General features: G+C 57.3%; 18 protein-coding genes. 15 read left to right on the top strand and 3 right to left on the bottom strand.

Annotated elements, in window-relative coordinates; all coding sequences use genetic code 11:
* The first annotated feature begins 49 nt into the window (after positions 1 to 49).
* The gene (gene phrB, locus Electrica_RS17890) at positions 50 to 1,492 is read left to right on the top strand and encodes a deoxyribodipyrimidine photo-lyase (RefSeq protein ID WP_141965088.1); all 1,443 of its coding nucleotides are present in this window, start codon (positions 50 to 52) and stop codon (positions 1,490 to 1,492) included.
* Here phrB and dtpD read toward each other — a convergent pair.
* Positions 1,464 to 2,942: a dipeptide permease DtpD gene (gene dtpD, locus Electrica_RS17885; protein WP_141965087.1), complete on the bottom strand. Its 1,479-nt coding sequence runs from the start codon at positions 2,940 to 2,942 to the stop codon at positions 1,464 to 1,466. The genes phrB and dtpD overlap by 29 nt on opposite strands.
* Positions 2,943 to 3,212: 270 nt before the next feature.
* Here dtpD and Electrica_RS17880 point away from each other — a divergent pair, with 270 nt between their 5' ends.
* From Electrica_RS17880 to nei, 8 genes are all read left to right on the top strand, one after another.
* On the top strand, positions 3,213 to 3,956 hold the full coding sequence (locus tag Electrica_RS17880) for a type 2 GTP cyclohydrolase I (RefSeq protein WP_100685661.1): 744 nt from the start codon (positions 3,213 to 3,215) through the stop codon (positions 3,954 to 3,956).
* A gap of 13 nt (positions 3,957 to 3,969) precedes the next feature.
* On the top strand, positions 3,970 to 4,626 hold the full coding sequence (gene pxpB / locus Electrica_RS17875; RefSeq protein WP_141965086.1) for a 5-oxoprolinase subunit PxpB: 657 nt from the start codon (positions 3,970 to 3,972) through the stop codon (positions 4,624 to 4,626).
* Positions 4,620 to 5,552 carry a 5-oxoprolinase subunit PxpC gene (pxpC, locus tag Electrica_RS17870; protein WP_141965085.1) on the top strand — a complete coding sequence of 311 codons (933 nt, stop codon included), beginning with the start codon at positions 4,620 to 4,622 and terminating at the stop codon, positions 5,550 to 5,552. The genes pxpB and pxpC overlap by 7 nt, the downstream gene beginning before the upstream one ends.
* The gene (pxpA, locus tag Electrica_RS17865; RefSeq protein WP_141965084.1) at positions 5,542 to 6,288 is read left to right on the top strand and encodes a 5-oxoprolinase subunit PxpA; all 747 of its coding nucleotides are present in this window, start codon (positions 5,542 to 5,544) and stop codon (positions 6,286 to 6,288) included. The genes pxpC and pxpA overlap by 11 nt, the downstream gene beginning before the upstream one ends.
* A gap of 62 nt (positions 6,289 to 6,350) precedes the next feature.
* Positions 6,351 to 7,079, top strand: coding sequence for a DUF969 domain-containing protein (locus Electrica_RS17860; RefSeq protein WP_131047672.1), 729 nt, complete (start codon positions 6,351 to 6,353; stop codon positions 7,077 to 7,079).
* Positions 7,076 to 8,071, top strand: a complete 996-nt coding sequence (locus tag Electrica_RS17855; RefSeq protein ID WP_141965083.1) for a DUF979 domain-containing protein — start codon at positions 7,076 to 7,078, stop codon at positions 8,069 to 8,071. Before Electrica_RS17860 ends, Electrica_RS17855 begins: the two co-directional genes overlap by 4 nt.
* A gap of 9 nt (positions 8,072 to 8,080) precedes the next feature.
* Positions 8,081 to 8,725: a pyroglutamyl-peptidase I gene (gene pcp, locus Electrica_RS17850; protein ID WP_141965082.1), complete on the top strand. Its 645-nt coding sequence runs from the start codon at positions 8,081 to 8,083 to the stop codon at positions 8,723 to 8,725.
* A gap of 15 nt (positions 8,726 to 8,740) precedes the next feature.
* Complete coding sequence (gene nei, locus Electrica_RS17845; protein ID WP_141965081.1) at positions 8,741 to 9,532, top strand: endonuclease VIII; 792 nt, start codon at positions 8,741 to 8,743, stop codon at positions 9,530 to 9,532.
* A gap of 223 nt (positions 9,533 to 9,755) precedes the next feature.
* Here the strand turns inward: nei and gltA are convergent, their stop codons facing one another.
* Complete coding sequence (gltA, locus tag Electrica_RS17840) at positions 9,756 to 11,042, bottom strand: citrate synthase (RefSeq protein ID WP_100685655.1); 1,287 nt, start codon at positions 11,040 to 11,042, stop codon at positions 9,756 to 9,758.
* A gap of 181 nt (positions 11,043 to 11,223) precedes the next feature.
* A complete protein-coding gene (locus Electrica_RS29465) occupies positions 11,224 to 11,355 on the bottom strand; it encodes a hypothetical protein (RefSeq protein ID WP_439912280.1) in 132 nt (43 codons plus the stop codon).
* 324 nt (positions 11,356 to 11,679) lie between these two features.
* Between Electrica_RS29465 and sdhC the strand changes: the two genes are divergently transcribed.
* The 6 genes from sdhC to odhB all read left to right on the top strand — a co-directional run bounded on the left by sdhC (position 11,680) and on the right by odhB (position 19,349).
* A complete protein-coding gene (sdhC, locus tag Electrica_RS17830) occupies positions 11,680 to 12,084 on the top strand; it encodes a succinate dehydrogenase cytochrome b556 subunit (protein WP_004859662.1) in 405 nt (134 codons plus the stop codon).
* Complete coding sequence (sdhD, locus tag Electrica_RS17825; RefSeq protein WP_004859665.1) at positions 12,078 to 12,425, top strand: succinate dehydrogenase membrane anchor subunit; 348 nt, start codon at positions 12,078 to 12,080, stop codon at positions 12,423 to 12,425. Before sdhC ends, sdhD begins: the two co-directional genes overlap by 7 nt.
* A complete protein-coding gene (sdhA, locus tag Electrica_RS17820) occupies positions 12,425 to 14,191 on the top strand; it encodes a succinate dehydrogenase flavoprotein subunit (RefSeq protein WP_004859668.1) in 1,767 nt (588 codons plus the stop codon). Before sdhD ends, sdhA begins: the two co-directional genes overlap by 1 nt.
* A 15-nt stretch (positions 14,192 to 14,206) precedes the next feature.
* Entirely contained in the window at positions 14,207 to 14,923 is a 717-nt protein-coding gene (gene sdhB / locus Electrica_RS17815; RefSeq protein ID WP_141965080.1) for a succinate dehydrogenase iron-sulfur subunit SdhB, read from the top strand.
* Positions 14,924 to 15,306: 383 nt separating this feature from the next.
* Complete coding sequence (gene sucA, locus Electrica_RS17810; RefSeq protein WP_100685652.1) at positions 15,307 to 18,114, top strand: 2-oxoglutarate dehydrogenase E1 component; 2,808 nt, start codon at positions 15,307 to 15,309, stop codon at positions 18,112 to 18,114.
* Between the two features lie 14 nt (positions 18,115 to 18,128).
* Entirely contained in the window at positions 18,129 to 19,349 is a 1,221-nt protein-coding gene (gene odhB, locus Electrica_RS17805; protein ID WP_141965079.1) for a 2-oxoglutarate dehydrogenase complex dihydrolipoyllysine-residue succinyltransferase, read from the top strand.
* Positions 19,350 to 19,351 lie beyond the last annotated feature (2 nt).

Raw genomic sequence — 19,351 nt, 5'->3', positions numbered from 1 at the left:
GCGCTCCAGGGGTATCGAATCCATGAATGTTACTGATTGCAGGAGTTTTATGGCCACTCATCTGGTTTGGTTTCGCGCTGACCTACGTATCCATGACAACCTGGCGCTTGCCGCCGCCTGTCGCGATCCGCATGCCCGCGTGCTGGCGCTGTTTATCGCCACGCCGGGCCAGTGGCGTCAGCACGGTATGGCGCCGCGGCAGGCGGCTTTTATCGTCCGCCATCTGCGTAGCCTGCAGTCAGCTCTTGCCGAGCGGGGGATAGCGCTGCAGGTGGCGGAGGCGGAGGATTTTTCGGCCAGCGTCCAGCTACTGACGGACTATTGCGCGCAGCAGCAGGTCAGCCACCTGTTTTATAACTACCAGTACGAAATTAACGAGCGTCAGCGCGATGCGGCGGTGGAAAAACGGCTGAGCGGCGTGGTGTGTCACGGGTTTGACGATGCGCTGTTACTGTCTCCCGGCAGCGTGCTGACCGGTAATCACGAAATGTATAAAGTGTTTACGCCCTTTAAAAACGCTTTTCTCCGTCGATTGCGCGAGGCGCTGCCGGAGTGCGTCGCCGCACCGACGGTACGCAGCCACGGCCCCCTGGCGCCAGCGCCGCTGCCGGAGATTCGCTATCCGCAGGAGGCTTTCGACCCACACCTTTTTGCCGACGATGAGAAAACGGCTATCGCCCGGCTGCGTCATTTCTGCCAGCAAAAAGCCGCCGGTTATGATCTGCAGCGTGATTTTCCCGCCACGGAAGGCACCAGCCGACTGTCGCCATGTCTGGCCGTGGGCGTACTTTCCCCACGTCAGTGCCTGCATCGACTGCTGGCTGAGCAGCCCGCAGCGCTCGACGGCGAAGCAGGTTCCATCTGGTTGAACGAACTTATCTGGCGGGAATTTTACCGGCATTTGATGGTGTTCTACCCGCAGTTATGCAAGGGGCGTCCGTTTATTGCCTGGACCGATAACGTGGCATGGCGGGATGATGAGCAAGGATTAGAGGCGTGGCAAGCCGGGAAGACGGGTTTTCCGATTGTCGATGCCGCGATGCGCCAGCTCAATGCCACGGGCTGGATGCATAACCGGCTGCGGATGATTGCCGCCAGTTTTCTGGTCAAGGATCTGCGCATCGACTGGCGCGCGGGCGAACGCTATTTTATCAACCAGCTGATTGATGGCGATCTGGCGGCGAATAACGGCGGGTGGCAGTGGGCCGCCTCGACAGGCACCGACGCCGCCCCTTATTTTCGTATATTTAATCCAACCACCCAGGGCGAGAAGTTTGATAAAGCGGGGGGGTTTATTCGGCAATGGCTGCCTGAGCTGGCGGACGTTCCTGATAACGCGCTGCATCAGCCGTGGCGATGGGCCGATAAGCAGGGGGTGACCCTGAACTATCCGCGCCCGCTGGTCGATCATAAGCAGGCGCGGCTGGAGACGCTGGCGGCCTGGGAGGCTGCCAGTAAAAGCCTTACTCCACGGCCAGGGCGCGGCTCCTGACCCGCAGGGCGTGATACAGCCAGATGATCAGCACCAGGCCGACGCAGGCTAAAGACCCCCAGGTGATTTGGCTGAACACGTTAATATAGGCATCAATGGCGTAGCTGGTCGCACCGGCTTCATCGAACGCGCCCTGCGCCGTCTGGTCGGCAATCACGCCGGCCAGATAGTTGGCGATGGCGCCGGAGAGCAGCATATAGATGCCGGTCAGCACGCCGGTCACGCCGGGGATTGCGATGCGGGTGATTTGCGCCATCGCCACCGGATCGATAAACAGCTCGGCAAAGCCCATCACCGCGAGGCCCAGCACCATCAGCGGCATCGACGATTGTCCGTAAGCGGCTGACCAGCGCGCGCTCAGGGTCAGAATGCAGAAGCCGGCGCTCATCAGCCCCAGACCCAGCGCAAATTTCCCCCAGATCCGCACGGTACGGTTGCCGTTGATATTCTCTTTCACCAGCCAGGCCAGCACCATTCCGCAGAACATGACCGCAAAGGCGTTCACCGACTGGAACATCGCGGTCGGGACCTCATAACGCAGGATATGCCGGTTCACGAAGCGGTCGATATACAGGCTGATGGAGCTGCCGCCCTGTTGCGCGAAAGCCCAGAACAGCAGGCTGAACCCGGTCAGGACGATAATGAGCCGCAGGTCTCGACGCTGTCTGGCCGTCTCTGCCCGCCGATAAATTCTGGCCAGTACCACCAGGCCGACAATCGTCGCCACGATCAACGCATAGACCGACCACTCTTGCCAGAACAGTACGCCGATCAGCAGCGGGGCCGCGATCAGCAGAACCAGCAGCCAGCCCCAGGTGGGCAGCATAAAGCGGCGCGCGCAGAGCGCCTCGCGGTTGACGCCCGAGGTGTGGCGGAAATGGCGACTGCCGCAGAGGAAAATCACCAGCCCGGCAATCATCCCGACGGCGGCGAGGGCGAAGCCCATGGCCCAGCTGTACTCTTCCTGCACATATCCGCAGGCGATGGGAGCGACGATCGAACCGATATTTCCCGCCGCATACATCAGCGAGAAGCCGCCGTCGCGGCGTGGATCGGTGGGCTCGTACAGCTCGCCCAACAGGCAGCTGACGTTGGATTTAAACAATCCGTAGCCGCAGACGATGATGGCGAGCGACAGATAGAGGAAGGTCGGCGCAATTTCGCTGGCGCCCAACACCAGGTGGCCAATGGCCATCAACAACGCGCCGAGCATCACCGCCATTCGGTTGCCGAGGAGTTTATCGGCCAGAAAACCGCCGAGAATCGGCGTGACGTACACCAGCGAGCAGTAGGCGCTGAAGAGGGCGTAGGCGTGGCTATCGTCGTACTTAAGCTGATTGGTGAGATACAAAATCAGCAGCGCCCGCATCCCGTAAAAACTAAAGTATTCCCAAATTTGCAGCGCCACGACGTAATAGATTGCGCGCGGCTGCGAGGATTGTCTGTTCATGTAACGCCTGGTTCCTGCCGTAATACGAAAGTCGATCTTTCTGCATGAATAGCGGTTTGGTAGTGATATTCATGGTCTTAAAGGCTTTCTGGTTATTTAATATGCTTTAATAGTGCATAAATATACACGAATGCATTATGGGGTGGGTAGACAAATTGCGGGATTAAGCTAAAAGTCAAATGATAGGCTCTCGCCGAGAGGCTATCGACGATCTACGCGAATACCGCTATGTTATGCCTGTGCACAAAATGATGACCTGATGGAGCGGCAATGAAAAATAGTGAACTGGAACAACTGATTAACGAAAAGCTCAATAGCGCGACATTCAGCGACTACGCGCCAAATGGCCTGCAGGTGGAAGGGCGTGAAACGGTGCAAAAAATTATCACCGGCGTCACCGCCAGTCAGGCGCTGTTGGATGAAGCCGTGCGCCTGCAGGCAGATGCGGTGATTGTTCATCATGGTTATTTCTGGAAAGGCGAATCGCCGGTGATTCGCGGCATTAAACGCCAGCGTCTGAAGACGCTGCTGGCGAATGATATCAATCTCTATGGCTGGCATCTGCCGCTGGATGCCCACCCGGAGCTGGGGAATAACGCCCAGCTGGCGCAACTGCTCGGAATGACTATCAAGGGTGAAATTGAGCCGCTGCTCCCGTGGGGAGAGTTGTCGATGCCGGTTTCCGGGCTCGAGCTGGCCTCGTGGATTGAGGCGCGCCTGGGACGCAAACCGCTATGGTGCGGGGATACCGGGCCAGAAAAAGTGGCCCGTGTCGCCTGGTGTACCGGCGGTGGTCAGAGCTTTATTGACAGCGCCGCTCGCTTCGGCGTCGATGCGTTTATTACCGGCGAGGTCTCGGAGCAAACCATCCACTCCGCGCGCGAGCAGTCCCTGCATTTTTATGCCGCCGGGCACCATGCCACTGAACGCGGCGGTATTCGCGCGTTGAGCGAATGGCTGACGGAAAATACCGATCTGGATGTGACCTTTATTGATATTCCTAACCCGGCCTGATGAGAGAGAAAAAGTGCAGCGAGCGCGTTGTTACATGTTAGGCGAAACCGCCGTGGTTCTGGAGCTCGATCCCCCGCTGACGCTGGAGAGTCAAAAGCGTATCTGGCGGCTGGCCCAAAGACTGGCGGATCATGAAGAGGCCCTGGATGCGATACCGGGGATGAACAATATTACCGTGGTCCTGCGCCATCCGCAGACGATGGCATGGGATGCGATTGAGCAGTTGCAGCGCTGGTGGGAGGAGAGTGAGGCGCTTGAGCCGCAGTCGCGGCTGATGACCATTCCGGTTATCTACGGCGGTGAAGACGGCCCCGATCTGGCAAACGTGGCGCTCCACAGCGGGCTGACGGCAAAGCAGGTCGTTGAACTGCACGCCTCCGTCGAGTACGTGGTGTGGTTTCTTGGTTTCCAGCCAGGATTTCCCTATCTCGGCGGACTGCCGGAACGTTTAGCGATGCCGCGACATGCGGAACCGCGTCTGCGGGTCCCCGCCGGCTCTGTCGGCATCGGCGGCGCGCAAACCGGCGTGTATCCGCTGGCGACGCCGGGCGGATGGCAGCTGCTGGGCCGCACCCCGCTGGCGCTTTTTGATCCCATGCGTCAGGAGCCCGTGCTGCTGCGTGCCGGCGATCGCGTTCGCTTTGTGCCGCAAAAGGAGGGGATATGCTGAAGATGATCCGCGCCGGAATGTACTCCTCGGTACAGGATGGCGGGCGTGAAGGACAGCGGCAGTCGGGGATCAGTCTCTGCGGCGCGCTGGATAAACCTTCGCTGGTGATTGCCAACCTGCTGGTCGGCAACGCGGCGAATGCCGCCGCGCTGGAGATTACGCTCGGCCAGGTGGATATTCTGTTTGAACGCGATTGCTGGTTTGCGCTGACCGGTGCCGCCTGTGAAGCCATGCTGGACGACAAGCCGGTATGGGTTGGCTGGCGAATGGCGGCGAAGGCCGGGCAGCATCTGGTGCTTAAAAACCCGCAGTACGGGATCCGCAGCTATCTGGCGGTGGCCGGAGGCATTGATGTTCCGCAGGTGCTTGGCTCGCGCTGTACCGATCTGAAAGTCGGCATTGGCGGCCTTGAAGGGCGGCGGCTGCAGGATGGCGATCGGCTGAAACTGGGAAAAGCGTCCCGACGATTCAGCGCGTCGCGTGGCGTTAAGTCACTGCCGGTCGGGAACCGCATCCGCGCGTTACCGGGGCCGGAGTACCATGAATTTGATCGGGCTTCGCAGGGGGCGTTCTGGCGTTCCCCCTGGCAGCTTAGTGCCCAGAGTAACCGGATGGGATATCGCCTGCAGGGCCAACCGCTTACCCGCACCACCGATCGCGAAATGTTCTCGCACGGCCTGCTGCCGGGCGTGGTGCAGGTCCCGCATAACGGCCAGCCGATTGTTCTGATGAACGACGCGCAGACCACCGGCGGCTACCCGCGTATTGCCTGTATTATCGACGCTGATATGTACCAGCTGGCGCAAATTCCGCTAGGCCAGCCGATTCACTTTGTTCCGTGCACGCTGGAAGAGGCGTTGAAAGCGCGTGCGGATCAGCAGCGTTATCTGGAACAACTGGCATGGAGACTGAGCGATGATCATTGATTTAAATGCCGATCTGGGGGAAGGCTGCGCGAGCGATAGCGCGTTGTTACAGCTGGTCTCCTCCGCCAATATCGCCTGCGGTTTTCACGCCGGCGATGCGTTACTGATGCATAAATGCGTGCGCGAGGCGTTGAAAAACGGCGTGGCCGTCGGGGCGCATCCCAGCTTTCCCGATCGGGAAAATTTTGGCCGCACCGCAATGCAGCTGCCGCCGGAGACGGTCTATGCCCAGATGCTGTATCAGATTGGCGCGCTGGCGGCGATCGTGCGCGCGGAAGGCGGTGAACTCAGGCACGTGAAGCCGCACGGTATGCTTTACAACCAGGCGGCAAAAGAGGCGCCGCTGGCCGATGCGATTGCCCGGGCGGTGCGGGATTTCGATCCTGCGCTGATCCTGGTCGGGCTGGCCGGCAGTGAATTAATTCGCGCCGGACAACATTACAAGCTGGCTACGCGGCAGGAGGTGTTCGCCGATCGCGGGTATCTGGCTGACGGTAGTCTGGTGCCGCGTTCACAGCCCGGATCGCTTATCGACAGCGAAGAGCAGGCGTTGGCGCAGACGCTGGAAATGGTGCAACACAATCGGGTACGCAGTATCACCGGTGAATGGGCGCACGTTATCGCCGACACCGTGTGTCTTCACGGCGACGGCGAGCATGCGCTGGATTTTGCGCGCCGTTTGCGTGCGGCTTTTGCCGGACGCAATATTCAGGTCAGCGCGGAAACAGAAGAATAAAACAATAATTATTAAGGCATTACAACACTCACAACAACACTCACAACGAACAGGACGTTATCATGGGAGAAGCGATATCTCTCTGGCCGCTGATCGGCATTGCCGTGATTGTGGTCGGATTTGTTTTGCGTTTTAATCCGGTTTTAGTGGTCATTATCTCTGGAATTGTTACCGGCGTGGCGGCGCAAATGCCCATCGCCACCATTCTGGAAAAGCTGGGGGAGGGGTTTCTTAACACCCGCAACCTGCCATTTATTCTCTTGCTGCCGCTGGCGGTCATTGGGCTACTTGAACGGCATGGCCTGAAAGAGCGCGCCCAGGCGTGGATCGCGAAGATCCACAGCGCCACCGCCGGACGTCTGCTGATCGTCTACCTGTTCGTGCGCGAAGCGACGGCTGCGCTGGGGTTAACCAGCCTGGGGGGGCATCCGCAAATGGTGCGTCCGCTGCTGGCGCCGATGGCGGAAGGGGCGGCGGAAAAAACGTTAGGTCCGCTTCCCGGCAGCATTCGCTATCGCTTACGCGCGATGTCGGCGGCGACGGACAACGTCGGCCTGTTCTTTGGCGAAGACATTTTCGTCGCCTTCGGTGCCATCATCTTTATGCACAACTTTATGCTGGAGTCCGGTGGGATCCAGACCGAACCGCTGCATATTGCCCTGTGGGGGATCCCGACGGCGATTTGCGCCTTCGCGATCCATTCCGCGCGTCTGTGGCGACTCGATCGTCACCTGCAGCGCGAGTTGGATAAAGTGAACGCCGCCGCACAGGCGAAAGGCGGTGTCGCATGAATTTTCAACAAACCTGGCTCTACTGGCTGGCGGGTGTCGTTCTGCTGGTGGTCGCGGTCATGTCATGGCGCGACAAAAGTAACCCTCGTCGCCTGACCACCGGCCTGTTCTGGGGGCTGTACGGTCTGCTGTTCCTGCTTGGCGACTGGACTTATCAGCTGGTAGACAACAAGCGCTCGGTCAATATTGCCGTCGGCGTTGCCGTCGTGGCGCTGGCGCTGATCGCCGGTTTTGGCGGTGTCAGGCTGGGTAGCTATCACCAACGCACCGAGGAAGAGCGAACCGCCAGCGCGACCCGCCTGGGTAACCGGCTGTTTTATCCGGCGCTGGCTATTCCGGTTGTCACGGTGATCGGGGTGCTGCTGTTTAATAACCTGCCATCGTGGCAAGTTCGGGTGTTTGGCCCGGGTAATCATGCCACGCTGATTACGCTGTTTTCGATGACCGCCGGGACGCTGATTGGCCTGATGATGGCGATTCGCATGACCCGGGAAAAGGTCGCACAGCCGCTGCAGGAGGCGCGTCGTCTGCTGGATTCGGTAGGCTGGGCGTTTATTTTGCCGCAGATCCTGGCGGTGCTGGGGCTGCTGTTTACCACTGCCGGAGTGGGTAGCAGTATTGCCTGGCTCACCGAGAATTATCTGGCGGTGGACAGCCGCTTTGTCGCTGTGGCGGTCTACACCATCGGCATGGCGCTGCTGACGATGGTCATGGGCAATGCGTTTGCCGCCTTCCCGATTGTCACGGCGGGGATTGGTATTCCGATTCTGGTGCTTCAGCACGGCGGTAATCCGGCGGTGATGGCAGCGATCGGTATGTTCTCCGGTTACTGCGGCACCCTGATGACGCCGATGGCGGCAAACTTCAACATCGTGCCGGCGGCGCTGCTGGAACTGCCGGATAAAAATGCGGTGATTAAGGCTCAGATTCCGACCGGCGTACTGCTGCTGATCGTCAACGTATTTCTACTCTATTTCCTGATGTTCCTGTAAGGAGGAAAGATGGCGGGCGTATTAATCACCGGATTTGAACCCTTTGGCGGCGAGGCGGTGAACCCTTCGTGGGAAGTGGTGAAGCAGCTTGATGGCGCGATGGTGGCCGGTGAGCGCGTGGTCGCACGACAGCTGCCCTGTGTATTTGGCGAGGCCCTGACGGCGCTGTATGCGGCGCTGGATGAGTATCAGCCGGTGTTAACGATAGCGGTCGGGCAGGCGGGGGGGCGTGTCGATATTACCGTCGAACGTGTCGCGATAAACGTCGATGATGCGCGTATTGCCGATAATAAAGGCCAGCAGCCGGTTGATGTGCCGGTGGTGGCCGGCGGTCCGGCGGCCTGGTTCAGCAGCCTGCCGGTGAAAGCGATTGTCGCGGCGCTGCGCGGACAGGGCATACCGGCATCGGTGTCGCAAACGGCGGGGACATTCGTCTGCAACCATGTGATGTATGGTCTGCTGCAGGCATTAAACGGGAGAAGCGGAGCGAAAGGCGGTTTTATCCATATTCCGTACCTCCCGGAGCAGGCGGCCGCCCATCCGGGTGAGGCGAGTATGGCGCTACCAACGGTCCGTGCGGCGCTGGAGACGGCGATTGCCGTCTCCTTGCGCCAGGAAGGCGATGTGAAAATCGTCGGCGGGGCCACGCACTAACATAAGGACGCTACTATGCCGGAAGGTCCGGAGATCCGCCGCGCGGCGGATAGCCTGGAGGCGGCGGTCAAAGGCGAACCTCTTACCGATGTCTGGTTCGCTTTTCCGCCGCTACAGGTGTATCAAGCTCAGCTGGTAGGCCAGCGGATAACCCATATAGAAACCCGCGGCAAAGCGTTGCTGACGCATTTCTCCGGCGGCCTGACGCTCTACAGTCATAATCAGCTGTACGGCGTCTGGCGCGTGGTAGCGGCGGGCGAACAGCCGATCAGCAATAGGGTGCTGCGGGTCAGACTGCAGACGGCGGAGAAGGCGATTTTGCTCTATAGCGCGTCGGATATCGCTATTCTGACGCCGGAGCAGCTGGCCAGCCATCCGTTTTTATTGCGGGTGGGGCCGGATGTGCTGGATATGACGCTGACCGCGGAATCGGTCAAAGCCCGCCTGCTGTCGGCCAGATTCCGTCGGCGGCAGTTTTCCGCTTTGCTGTTGGATCAGGCGTTTCTGGCCGGGCTGGGAAACTATTTACGCGTGGAGATTCTCTGGCAGGTGGGGTTGAGCCGGCGGCATAACGCATCGGCGCTCGATGATAAGCAGCTCGACGCCCTGGCCCATGCGCTGCTGGATATTCCGCGCCTGTCGTATCATACCCGCGGTAGGGTGGATGAGAATAAACATCACGGCGCGCTGTTCCACTTTAAGGTTTTCCATCGCGATGGCGAAATTTGCGAGCGCTGCGGCGGGATTATCGAGAAAACGATGCTCGCGTCGCGGCCGTTTTACTGGTGTCCGGGATGCCAGCGTTAGCGATACGTTGCTCGCTCTTTTAGATAGCGTGCCGGTATGGCATGCGCCTGACCCGGCCCACGGTATCTACCGGTTGGGGTAGGCCCACGCAAGCGGCCTGCGCTATCGACCTGCTTTTGTCGGCCCGCGCAAGCGAAGCGCCGCCGGGCAATGCCGCCAGAACGCACTTTGTTAACAATAAAAAACGCGCCCGCAGGCGCGTTTTTGCTCTTCAGAATCGCACTTAGCCTTTGACCACGTCGGATTTGAAGTCGCGTTTTTCGTAGCCGGTATACAGCTGACGCGGACGCGCGATTTTCATGCCGTCGCTGTGCATTTCGTTCCAGTGAGCAATCCAGCCAACGGTACGCGCCATCGCGAAGATAACGGTAAACATGGAGGACGGAATGCCCATCGCTTTCAGAATGATACCGGAGTAGAAATCGACGTTCGGGTAGAGTTTCTTCTCGATAAAGTACGGGTCGTTGAGCGCGATGTGCTCAAGTTCCATGGCCACTTCCAGCAGATCGTCTTTGGTGCCCAGTTCTTTCAGCACTTCATGGCAGGTTTCACGCATCACGGTGGCGCGCGGGTCGTAGTTTTTGTACACGCGGTGGCCAAAGCCCATCAGACGGAAAGAGTCGTTTTTGTCTTTCGCGCGACGGACAAATTCCGGAATGTGCTCAACGGAACTGATCTCTTCCAGCATCTTCAGCGCAGCTTCGTTCGCGCCACCGTGCGCCGGTCCCCACAGGGAGGCGATGCCCGCAGCGATACAGGCGAACGGGTTCGCGCCAGAAGAACCTGCGGTACGGACGGTGGAGGTGGATGCGTTCTGTTCGTGGTCGGCGTGCAGGATCAGGATACGGTCCATAGCGCGTTCCAGTACCGGGTTAACCTCGTAGGTTTCACACGGTGTGGAGAACATCATATTCAGGAAGTTGCCCGCGTAAGAGAGGTCGTTGCGCGGATAAACGAAAGGCTGGCCGATTGAATATTTGTAACACATGGCTGCCATTGTCGGCATTTTGGACAGCAGGCGGTAGGCGGCGATTTCACGGTGGCGCGGATTGTTGACATCCAGAGAGTCGTGATAGAACGCGGCCAGCGCGCCGGTGATACCGCACATCACCGCCATCGGGTGGGAGTCGCGGCGAAACGCGTGGAACAGACGGGTAATCTGCTCGTGGATCATGGTGTGGCGGGTAACGATGGTCTTGAATTCGTTGTACTGTTCCTGGTTCGGTTTTTCACCGTTCAGCAGGATGTAACACACTTCAAGGTAGTTGGACTCGGTCGCTAACTGATCGATCGGGAAACCGCGGTGGAGCAGGATACCTTCATCACCATCGATAAACGTGATTTTAGATTCACACGATGCGGTGGAAGTGAAACCAGGGTCAAAGGTGAATACGCCTTTTGATCCAAGACTACGAATATCAATAACATCCTGACCGAGCGTGCCCTTTAGCACATCCAGTTCAATAGCAGTATCACCGCCTAGGGTGATTTTTGCTTTAGCATCAGACATTTATGGTCTCCTTAGCGCCTTTATTGCGTAAGACTGCCGGGTGTGGATTTGCCTTCGGCCCGTGTCTGATTACGTTACCAGTTTGTTATGTTGCACACAGCTCTGCGTCAGCGGAAATGGCAGGGTACAGAGCAAAGGCGCTTGATGGTACGTCTTCAGCCTACGACGAAACAGCAGCAAATCAGCGTTTTAGCAGTCCGAATTTAAAAATCTGTATACCACTAATAACTGTCCTGATTACATCGGTCAATACCATCACACTGTTGCATAACTTATTCTCAGGTGAAAGAGTGACCCCATAACTTTTGCGCATTATTGCATTTATCTGGTAATGGTTGTAACAAGAATGTTTAATATTTGTCAAATCAGGTGATTAAAATTTAAAATAATGTTGTTATCGTGACCTCGATCACTGTTCGGGACAAAACCCGACAAACTATATGTAGGTTAATTGTAATGATTTTGTGAACGGCCTATACTGCCGCCAGGTCTCCGGAACACCCTGCAATCCCGAGCCACCCAGCGTTGTCTGGTCACGTTTTAGCTCTTGAAAAGGGGTTTTATCATGACCACTGGTTATAGAAAGGACGCTGTCTGACCCGCAAGCAGACCGGAGGAAGGAAACAATAAGAACAGCATGTGGGCGTTATTCATGGTAAGAAATGTGAAAAAACAAAGACCTGTCAATCTGGATCTGCAAACGATCCGGTTCCCAATCACGGCGATAGCGTCCATTCTCCATCGCGTTTCCGGTGTGATCACCTTCGTGGCGGTCGGGATTCTGCTTTGGTTGCTGGGCACCAGCCTTTCCTCTCCAGAAGGTTTCCTCGTTGCGTCTTCCATCATGGATAGCTTCTTTGTGAAGTTTATCATGTGGGGCATCCTGACCGCGCTGGCATACCACGCCGTTGTCGGTATCCGCCACCTGTTGATGGATTTTGGCTACCTGGAAGAAACCCTCGAAGTAGGGACACGCTCCGCTAAGATTTCTTTTGTTATTACTGTCGTGCTTTCACTTCTCGCAGGAGTCCTCGTATGGTAAGCAACGCCTCAGCACTGGGACGCAACGGCGTACATGACTTCATTCTGGTTCGTGCTACCGCCATCGTTCTGACCCTTTACATCATCTATATGGTCGGCTTTTTCGCCACCACCGGTGAAATTTCCTGGGAAGTCTGGACGGGTTTTTTCTCCTCCGCATTCACTAAAGTCTTCACCCTGTTAGCCCTCGTCTCCATTCTGATTCATGCCTGGATCGGGATGTGGCAGGTGTTGACGGACTACGTTAAACCGCTGGCTGTACGCTTAATTCTGCAACTGGTTATCGTTGTTGCGCTGGTGGCTTACGTTCTTTATGGATTTGTTGTGGTGTGGGGTGTGTGATGAAATTGCCTGTCAGAGAATTTGATGCAGTTGTGATTGGTGCCGGTGGCGCAGGTATGCGCGCGGCGCTGCAAATTTCCCAGAGCGGCCAGACCTGTGCGCTGCTCTCTAAAGTGTTCCCTACCCGTTCCCATACCGTTTCCGCGCAGGGTGGCATCACCGTGGCGCTCGGTAATACCCATGAAGATAACTGGGAATGGCATATGTATGACACGGTGAAAGGTTCCGATTATATCGGCGACCAGGATGCCATCGAATATATGTGTAAGACCGGCCCGGAAGCGATTCTGGAGCTTGACCATATGGGGCTGCCGTTCTCCCGTCTGGAGAATGGCACCATTTATCAACGTCCGTTTGGTGGCCAGTCGAAAAACTTCGGCGGCGAACAGGCGGCACGTACCGCGGCTGCGGCTGACCGTACCGGTCACGCGCTGCTGCATACCCTTTATCAGCAGAACCTGAAAAACCACACCACCATTTTCTCCGAGTGGTATGCGCTGGATCTGGTGAAAAACGCCGATGGCGCGGTGGTGGGGTGTACCGCGCTGTGCATTGAAACCGGGGAAGTGGTTTACTTCAAAGCGCGGGCGACCGTGCTGGCAACCGGCGGTGCGGGCCGTATCTACCAGTCCACCACTAACGCCCACATCAACACCGGTGACGGTGTCGGGATGGCGATTCGCGCCGGCGTGCCGGTGCAGGATATGGAAATGTGGCAGTTCCACCCGACCGGTATCGCCGGGGCCGGGGTTCTGGTGACGGAAGGCTGCCGCGGTGAAGGCGGTTATCTGCTGAACAAACATGGCGAGCGCTTTATGGAGCGTTACGCCCCGAATGCGAAAGACCTGGCGGGTCGTGATGTGGTGGCGCGTTCCATCATGATCGAAATCCGCGAAGGTCGCGGCTGTGACGGCCCGTGGGGCCCGCACGCGAAACTGAAACTGGACCATCTGGGCAAAGAGGTTCTGGAATCCCGTCTGCCGGGCATTCTGGAGCTTTCTCGTACCTTCGCCCACGTCGACCCGGTGAAAGAGCCGATTCCGGTTATCCCGACCTGCCACTACATGATGGGCGGTATTCCGACCAAAGTGACCGGCCAGGCGCTGACCGTGAACGAGCAGGGCGAAGACGTGGTGATTCCTGGCCTGTTTGCCGTCGGCGAAATTGCCTGCGTATCGGTCCACGGCGCGAACCGTCTGGGCGGTAACTCTCTGCTTGACCTGGTGGTGTTTGGTCGTGCGGTCGGTCTGCATCTGCAGGAGTCGATTGCCGAGCAGGGCGATCTGCTTGACGCGACCGAAGCTGAAATCGATGCCTCCCTTGAGCGTCTGAACCGCTGGAACGGCAACCGTAACGGCGAAGATCCGGTAGAAATCCGTAAAGCGCTGCAAGAGTGCATGCAGCATAACTTCTCGGTCTTCCGCGAAGGCGATGCGATGGCCAAAGGGCTTGAGCAGCTGAAAGCTATCCGCGAGCGCCTGAAAAATGCGCGCCTGGATGACACCTCCAGTGAATTCAACACCCAGCGCGTTGAGTGTCTGGAGCTGGATAACCTGATGGAAACGGCCTATGCCACTGCGGTGTCGGCAAACTTCCGTACCGAAAGCCGCGGCGCGCATAGTCGCTTCGACTTCCCGGATCGTGATGACGAAAACTGGCTGTGCCATTCCCTGTATCTGCCAGAGTCGGAATCCATGACGCGTCGTAGCGTCAATATGGAACCGAAACTGCGTCCGGCATTCCCGCCGAAGATTCGTACTTATTAATGCGGAGACAGGAAAATGAAACTCGAGTTTTCAATTTATCGTTATAACCCGGACGTTGACGATGCTCCGCGCATGCAGGATTACACCCTCGAAGCGGAAGAAGGTCGTGACATGATGCTGCTGGATGCCCTGATGCAGCTGAAAGAAAAAGACCCGTCACTCTCATTTCGTCGTTCCTGCCGTGAAGGGGTGTGTGGCTCCGACGGTCTGAACATGAACGGCAAAAACGGTCTGGCGTGCATCACGCCGATCTCCGCGCTGAATCAGCCGGGTAAGAAAATTGTCATCCGTCCGCTGCCTGGTTTGCCGGTTATCCGTGATTTGGTGGTAGACATGGGGCAATTCTATGCACAATATGAGAAGATTAAGCCTTACTTGTTGAATAATGGGCAAAATCCTCCGGCTCGTGAGCACCTGCAGTCTCCGGAGCAGCGTGAGAAGCTTGATGGTCTGTACGAGTGTATTCTTTGCGCATGTTGTTCAACCTCTTGCCCGTCGTTCTGGTGGAACCCGGACAAGTTTATCGGCCCGGCCGGTCTGCTGGCTGCGTATCGTTTCCTGATTGACAGTCGCGATACCGAAACCGACAGCCGTCTCGAAGGGCTAAGCGATGCTTTCAGCGTATTCCGCTGTCACAGCATCATGAACTGCGTCAGTGTCTGTCCGAAAGGGCTTAACCCGACGCGCGCCATCGGCCATATTAAGTCAATGCTGCTGCAGCGCAGTGCGTAAGCAACCCGGTCTGTCCCGGATGGCGCTATCGCTTATCCGGGCTACCCGAAGCAGTAGCCCCGGCAAGCGTTCGCGCCGCCGGGGGATATAGCAGGAAACCTCTAAAAACTGCCACATGAATAGTAATAATCGAGATGTTCAGTGCGAGACAAGGCGCGAGCAGAACGAATCTCCGGGAGCATAGTGAACTATGTGACCGGAGTGAGTGAGGGTCGCAACACAGTCGCAGCCTGAACAAAGAAGATTATTAGGCAGTTTTTAAAGGTTCCTTCGCGGACGCAGAAGCCACAACTCGTCCGTAAAGAGTGAACCCCGGCACGTACAATTGCTGTGCGTGGTAGTTTCTACGGCGAAATAAGCATATAAATGCTTAAGGGATCACGATGCAGAACGGCGCAATGAAAGCCTGGCTGGACTCTTCTTACCTCTCTGGTTCGAACCAGAGCTGGATAGAACAGCTCTATGAAGACTTCTTAACCGATCCTGACTCTGTTGACGCCAACTGGCGTTCTATGTTCCAGCAGTTACCTGGCACCGGAGTCAAACCGGATCAATTTCACTCGAAAACGCGTGATTATTTCCGTCGACTGGCGAAGGATGCCTCACGTTACACTTCTTCGATTTCCGACCCTGATACCAATGTGAAGCAGGTTAAAGTCCTGCAGCTCATCAACGCATATCGCTTCCGTGGTCACCAGCATGCGAATCTCGATCCGCTGGGACTGTGGAAGCAAGAGAGAGTGGCGGATCTCGATCCTGCATACCACGATCTGACCGAGGCCGATTTCCAGGAAAGCTATAACGTAGGTTCATTCGCCATCGGCAAAGATACGATGAAACTGGGCGAGCTGATTGCCGCGCTCAAACAAACCTACTGCGGCGCTATCGGCGCGGAATACATGCACATCACCTCTACCGAAGAAAAACGCTGGATTCAGCAGCGTATTGAGTCGGTAGCAGGCAAAGCCAGCTTTACCGCTGACGAGAAAAAACGTTTCCTGACCGAGCTGACGGCAGCCGAAGGCCTGGAACGTTACCTCGGCGCGAAATTCCCGGGCGCTAAACGCTTCTCGCTGGAAGGCGGCGATGCGCTGATCCCGATGCTCAAAGAGATGATCCGGCACGCAGGTAAAAGCGGCACCCGTGAAGTGGTGCTCGGCATGGCGCACCGCGGTCGTCTGAACGTGCTGGTGAACGTTCTGGGTAAAAAACCGCAGGACCTGTTCGACGAGTTTGCGGGCAAGCACAAAGAACACCTTGGCACCGGCGACGTGAAGTACCATATGGGCTTCTCTTCCGACATGGAAACCGAAGGCGGCCTGGTGCATCTGGCGCTGGCGTTTAACCCGTCGCACCTCGAAATCGTCAGCCCGGTGGTTATCGGATCGGTTCGCGCGCGTCTCGATCGCCTCGACGAGCCGAGCAGCAATAAAGTGCTGCCGATTACTATCCACGGCGACGCCGCAGTGACCGGTCAGGGCGTGGTTCAGGAAACCCTGAACATGTCCAAGGCGCGCGGCTACGAAGTGGGCGGTACCGTACGTATCGTTATTAACAACCAGGTGGGCTTCACTACCTCGAACCCGCTGGATGCGCGCTCTACGCCATACTGCACCGATATCGGTAAAATGGTTCAGGCGCCTATCTTCCACGTCAATGCGGACGATCCGGAAGCCGTTGCTTTCGTCACCCGCCTGGCGCTGGATTTCCGTAATACCTTCAAACGCGATGTCTTTATCGACCTGGTGTGCTACCGCCGTCACGGCCATAACGAAGCCGACGAGCCGAGCGCAACCCAGCCGCTGATGTATCAGAAAATCAAAAAACATCCGACCCCGCGCAAAATCTACGCCGACAAACTTGAGCACGACAAAGTGTCGACCCTGGAAGATGCGACCGAACTGGTTAACCTCTATCGTGATGCGCTGGATGCCGGCGAATGCGTGGTTGAGGAGTGGCGTCCGATGAATCTGCACTCCTTTACCTGGTCGCCGTACCTCAACCACGAGTGGGATGAGAGCTACCCGAGTAAAGTCGAGATGAAACGTCTGCAGGAGCTGGCTAAACGCATCAGCACCGTGCCGGACAGCATTGAGATGCAGTCCCGTGTGGCGAAGATTTATGGCGATCGCCAGGCGATGGCGGCCGGCGAGAAGCTGTTCGACTGGGGCGCGGCGGAAAACCTGGCTTACGCTACGCTGGTTGATGAAGGTATTCCGATCCGTCTGTCCGGTGAAGACTCCGGTCGCGGCACGTTCTTCCACCGCCACTCCGTGATTCATAATCAGGTGAACGGTTCAACCTACACCCCGCTGCAGCATGTGCATAACGGTCAGGAGCATTTCAAAGTCTGGGACTCGGTGCTTTCTGAAGAAGCGGTGCTGGCGTTCGAATACGGCTACGCCACTGCCGAACCGCGCACGCTGACCATCTGGGAAGCGCAGTTTGGCGACTTTGCTAACGGCGCTCAGGTGGTTATCGACCAGTTCATCAGCTCCGGCGAGCAGAAGTGGGGCCGGATGTGCGGCCTGGTGATGCTGCTGCCGCACGGCTACGAAGGCCAGGGTCCGGAGCACTCCTCCGCGCGTCTGGAACGCTATCTGCAGCTGTGCGCTGAACAGAATATGCAGGTTTGCGTGCCATCGACTCCGGCTCAGGTGTACCACATGCTGCGTCGTCAGGCGCTGCGCGGTATGCGTCGCCCGCTGGTGGTGATGTCGCCGAAATCTCTGCTGCGTCATCCGCTGGCGGTCTCCAGCCTCGACGAACTGGCGAACGGCACTTTCCTGCCGGCTATCGGTGAAATTGATGACCTCGACCCGAAAGCAGTGAAGCGTGTTGTCCTGTGCTCTGGTAAGGTTTATTACGATCTGCTGGAACAACGCCGTAAGAACGACCAAAAAGATGTCGCTATCGTGCGCGTAGAGCAGCTCTATCCGTTCCCGCATCAGGCGGTACAGGAAGCGCTGAAGCCTTACGCTCACGTGCATGACTTTGTCTGGTGCCAGGAAGAGCCGCTCAACCAGGGCGCGTGGTACTGCAGTCAGCATCACTTCCGCGAAGTGATTCCGTTTGGGGCCTCTCTGCGTTACGCAGGCCGCCCGGCCTCCGCCTCTCCGGCGGTAGGGTATATGTCCGTTCACCAGAAACAGCAACAAGATCTGGTCAATGACGCGCTGAACGTCGATTAATTAAAGGATACATAATGAGTAGCGTAGATATTCTGGTTCCCGATCTGCCTGAGTCCGTAGCTGACGCGACGGTTGCGACCTGGCATAAAAAACCGGGCGATAGCGTCCAGCGTGATGAAGTGCTGGTGGAAATCGAAACTGACAAAGTGGTACTGGAAGTACCGGCTTCAGCGGACGGCATTCTGGACGCAGTGCTGGAAGACGAAGGTGCAACCGTACTTTCTCGCCAGATCCTTGGTCGCCTGCGTGAAGGCAACAGCGCGGGCAAAGAGTCCGCGGCGAAAGCCGACGCCAAAGAGTCCACCCCGGCTCAGCGTCAGCAGGCGTCTCTGGAAGAGCAGAGCAATGATGCGCTCAGCCCGGCGATTCGTCGTCTGCTGGCTGAACACAACCTCGATGCCGCTGCCATTAAAGGCACCGGCGTCGGCGGCCGCCTGACCCGTGAAGATGTTGAGAAACATCTGGCGGCGGCTCCGGCTAAAACCGAAGCCAAAGCGCCTGCCACTGCGCCAGCACCGGTTGCGCAACTGGGCCACCGTTCTGAAAAACGCGTGCCGATGACCCGCCTGCGCAAACGCGTTGCCGAGCGTCTGCTGGAAGCGAAGAACTCCACCGCCATGCTGACGACCTTTAACGAAGTCAACATGAAGCCGATTATGGATCTGCGTAAGCAGTACGGCGATGCCTTCGAAAAACGTCACGGTATCCGTCTGGGCTTTATGTCCTTCTACGTGAAAGCCGTGGTTGAAGCGCTTAAACGCTATCCGGAAGTGAATGCCTCCATCGATGGCGATGATGTGGTGTATCACAACTACTTCGATGTCAGCATGGCGGTCTCTACCCCGCGCGGCCTGGTGACTCCGGTTCTGCGTGATGTGGACCTGCTGGGCATGGCGGATATCGAAAAGAATATTAAAGAGCTGGCAGTGAAAGGCCGTGACGGCAAGCTGACCGTAGATGACCTGACCGGCGGTAACTTCACCATTACCAACGGCGGCGTATTCGGTTCTCTGATGTCCACGCCAATCATCAACCCACCGCAGAGCGCCATTCTGGGTATGCATGCCATTAAAGACAGACCGATGGCGGTCAATGGCAAGGTAGAAATTCTGCCGATGATGTACCTGGCGCTCTCTTACGACCACCGTCTGATCGATGGACGTGAGTCGGTAGGCTTCCTGGTCGCTATCAAAGAGCTGCTGGAAGACCCGACACGTCTGCTGCTGGACGTGTAGTC

This window comes from Klebsiella electrica (assembly GCF_006711645.1).
GTDB lineage: Bacteria > Pseudomonadota > Gammaproteobacteria > Enterobacterales > Enterobacteriaceae > Klebsiella > Klebsiella electrica.
The sequence above is the reverse complement of the archived record's forward strand: the minus strand, read 5'-3'. Positions and strand labels throughout refer to the sequence as shown.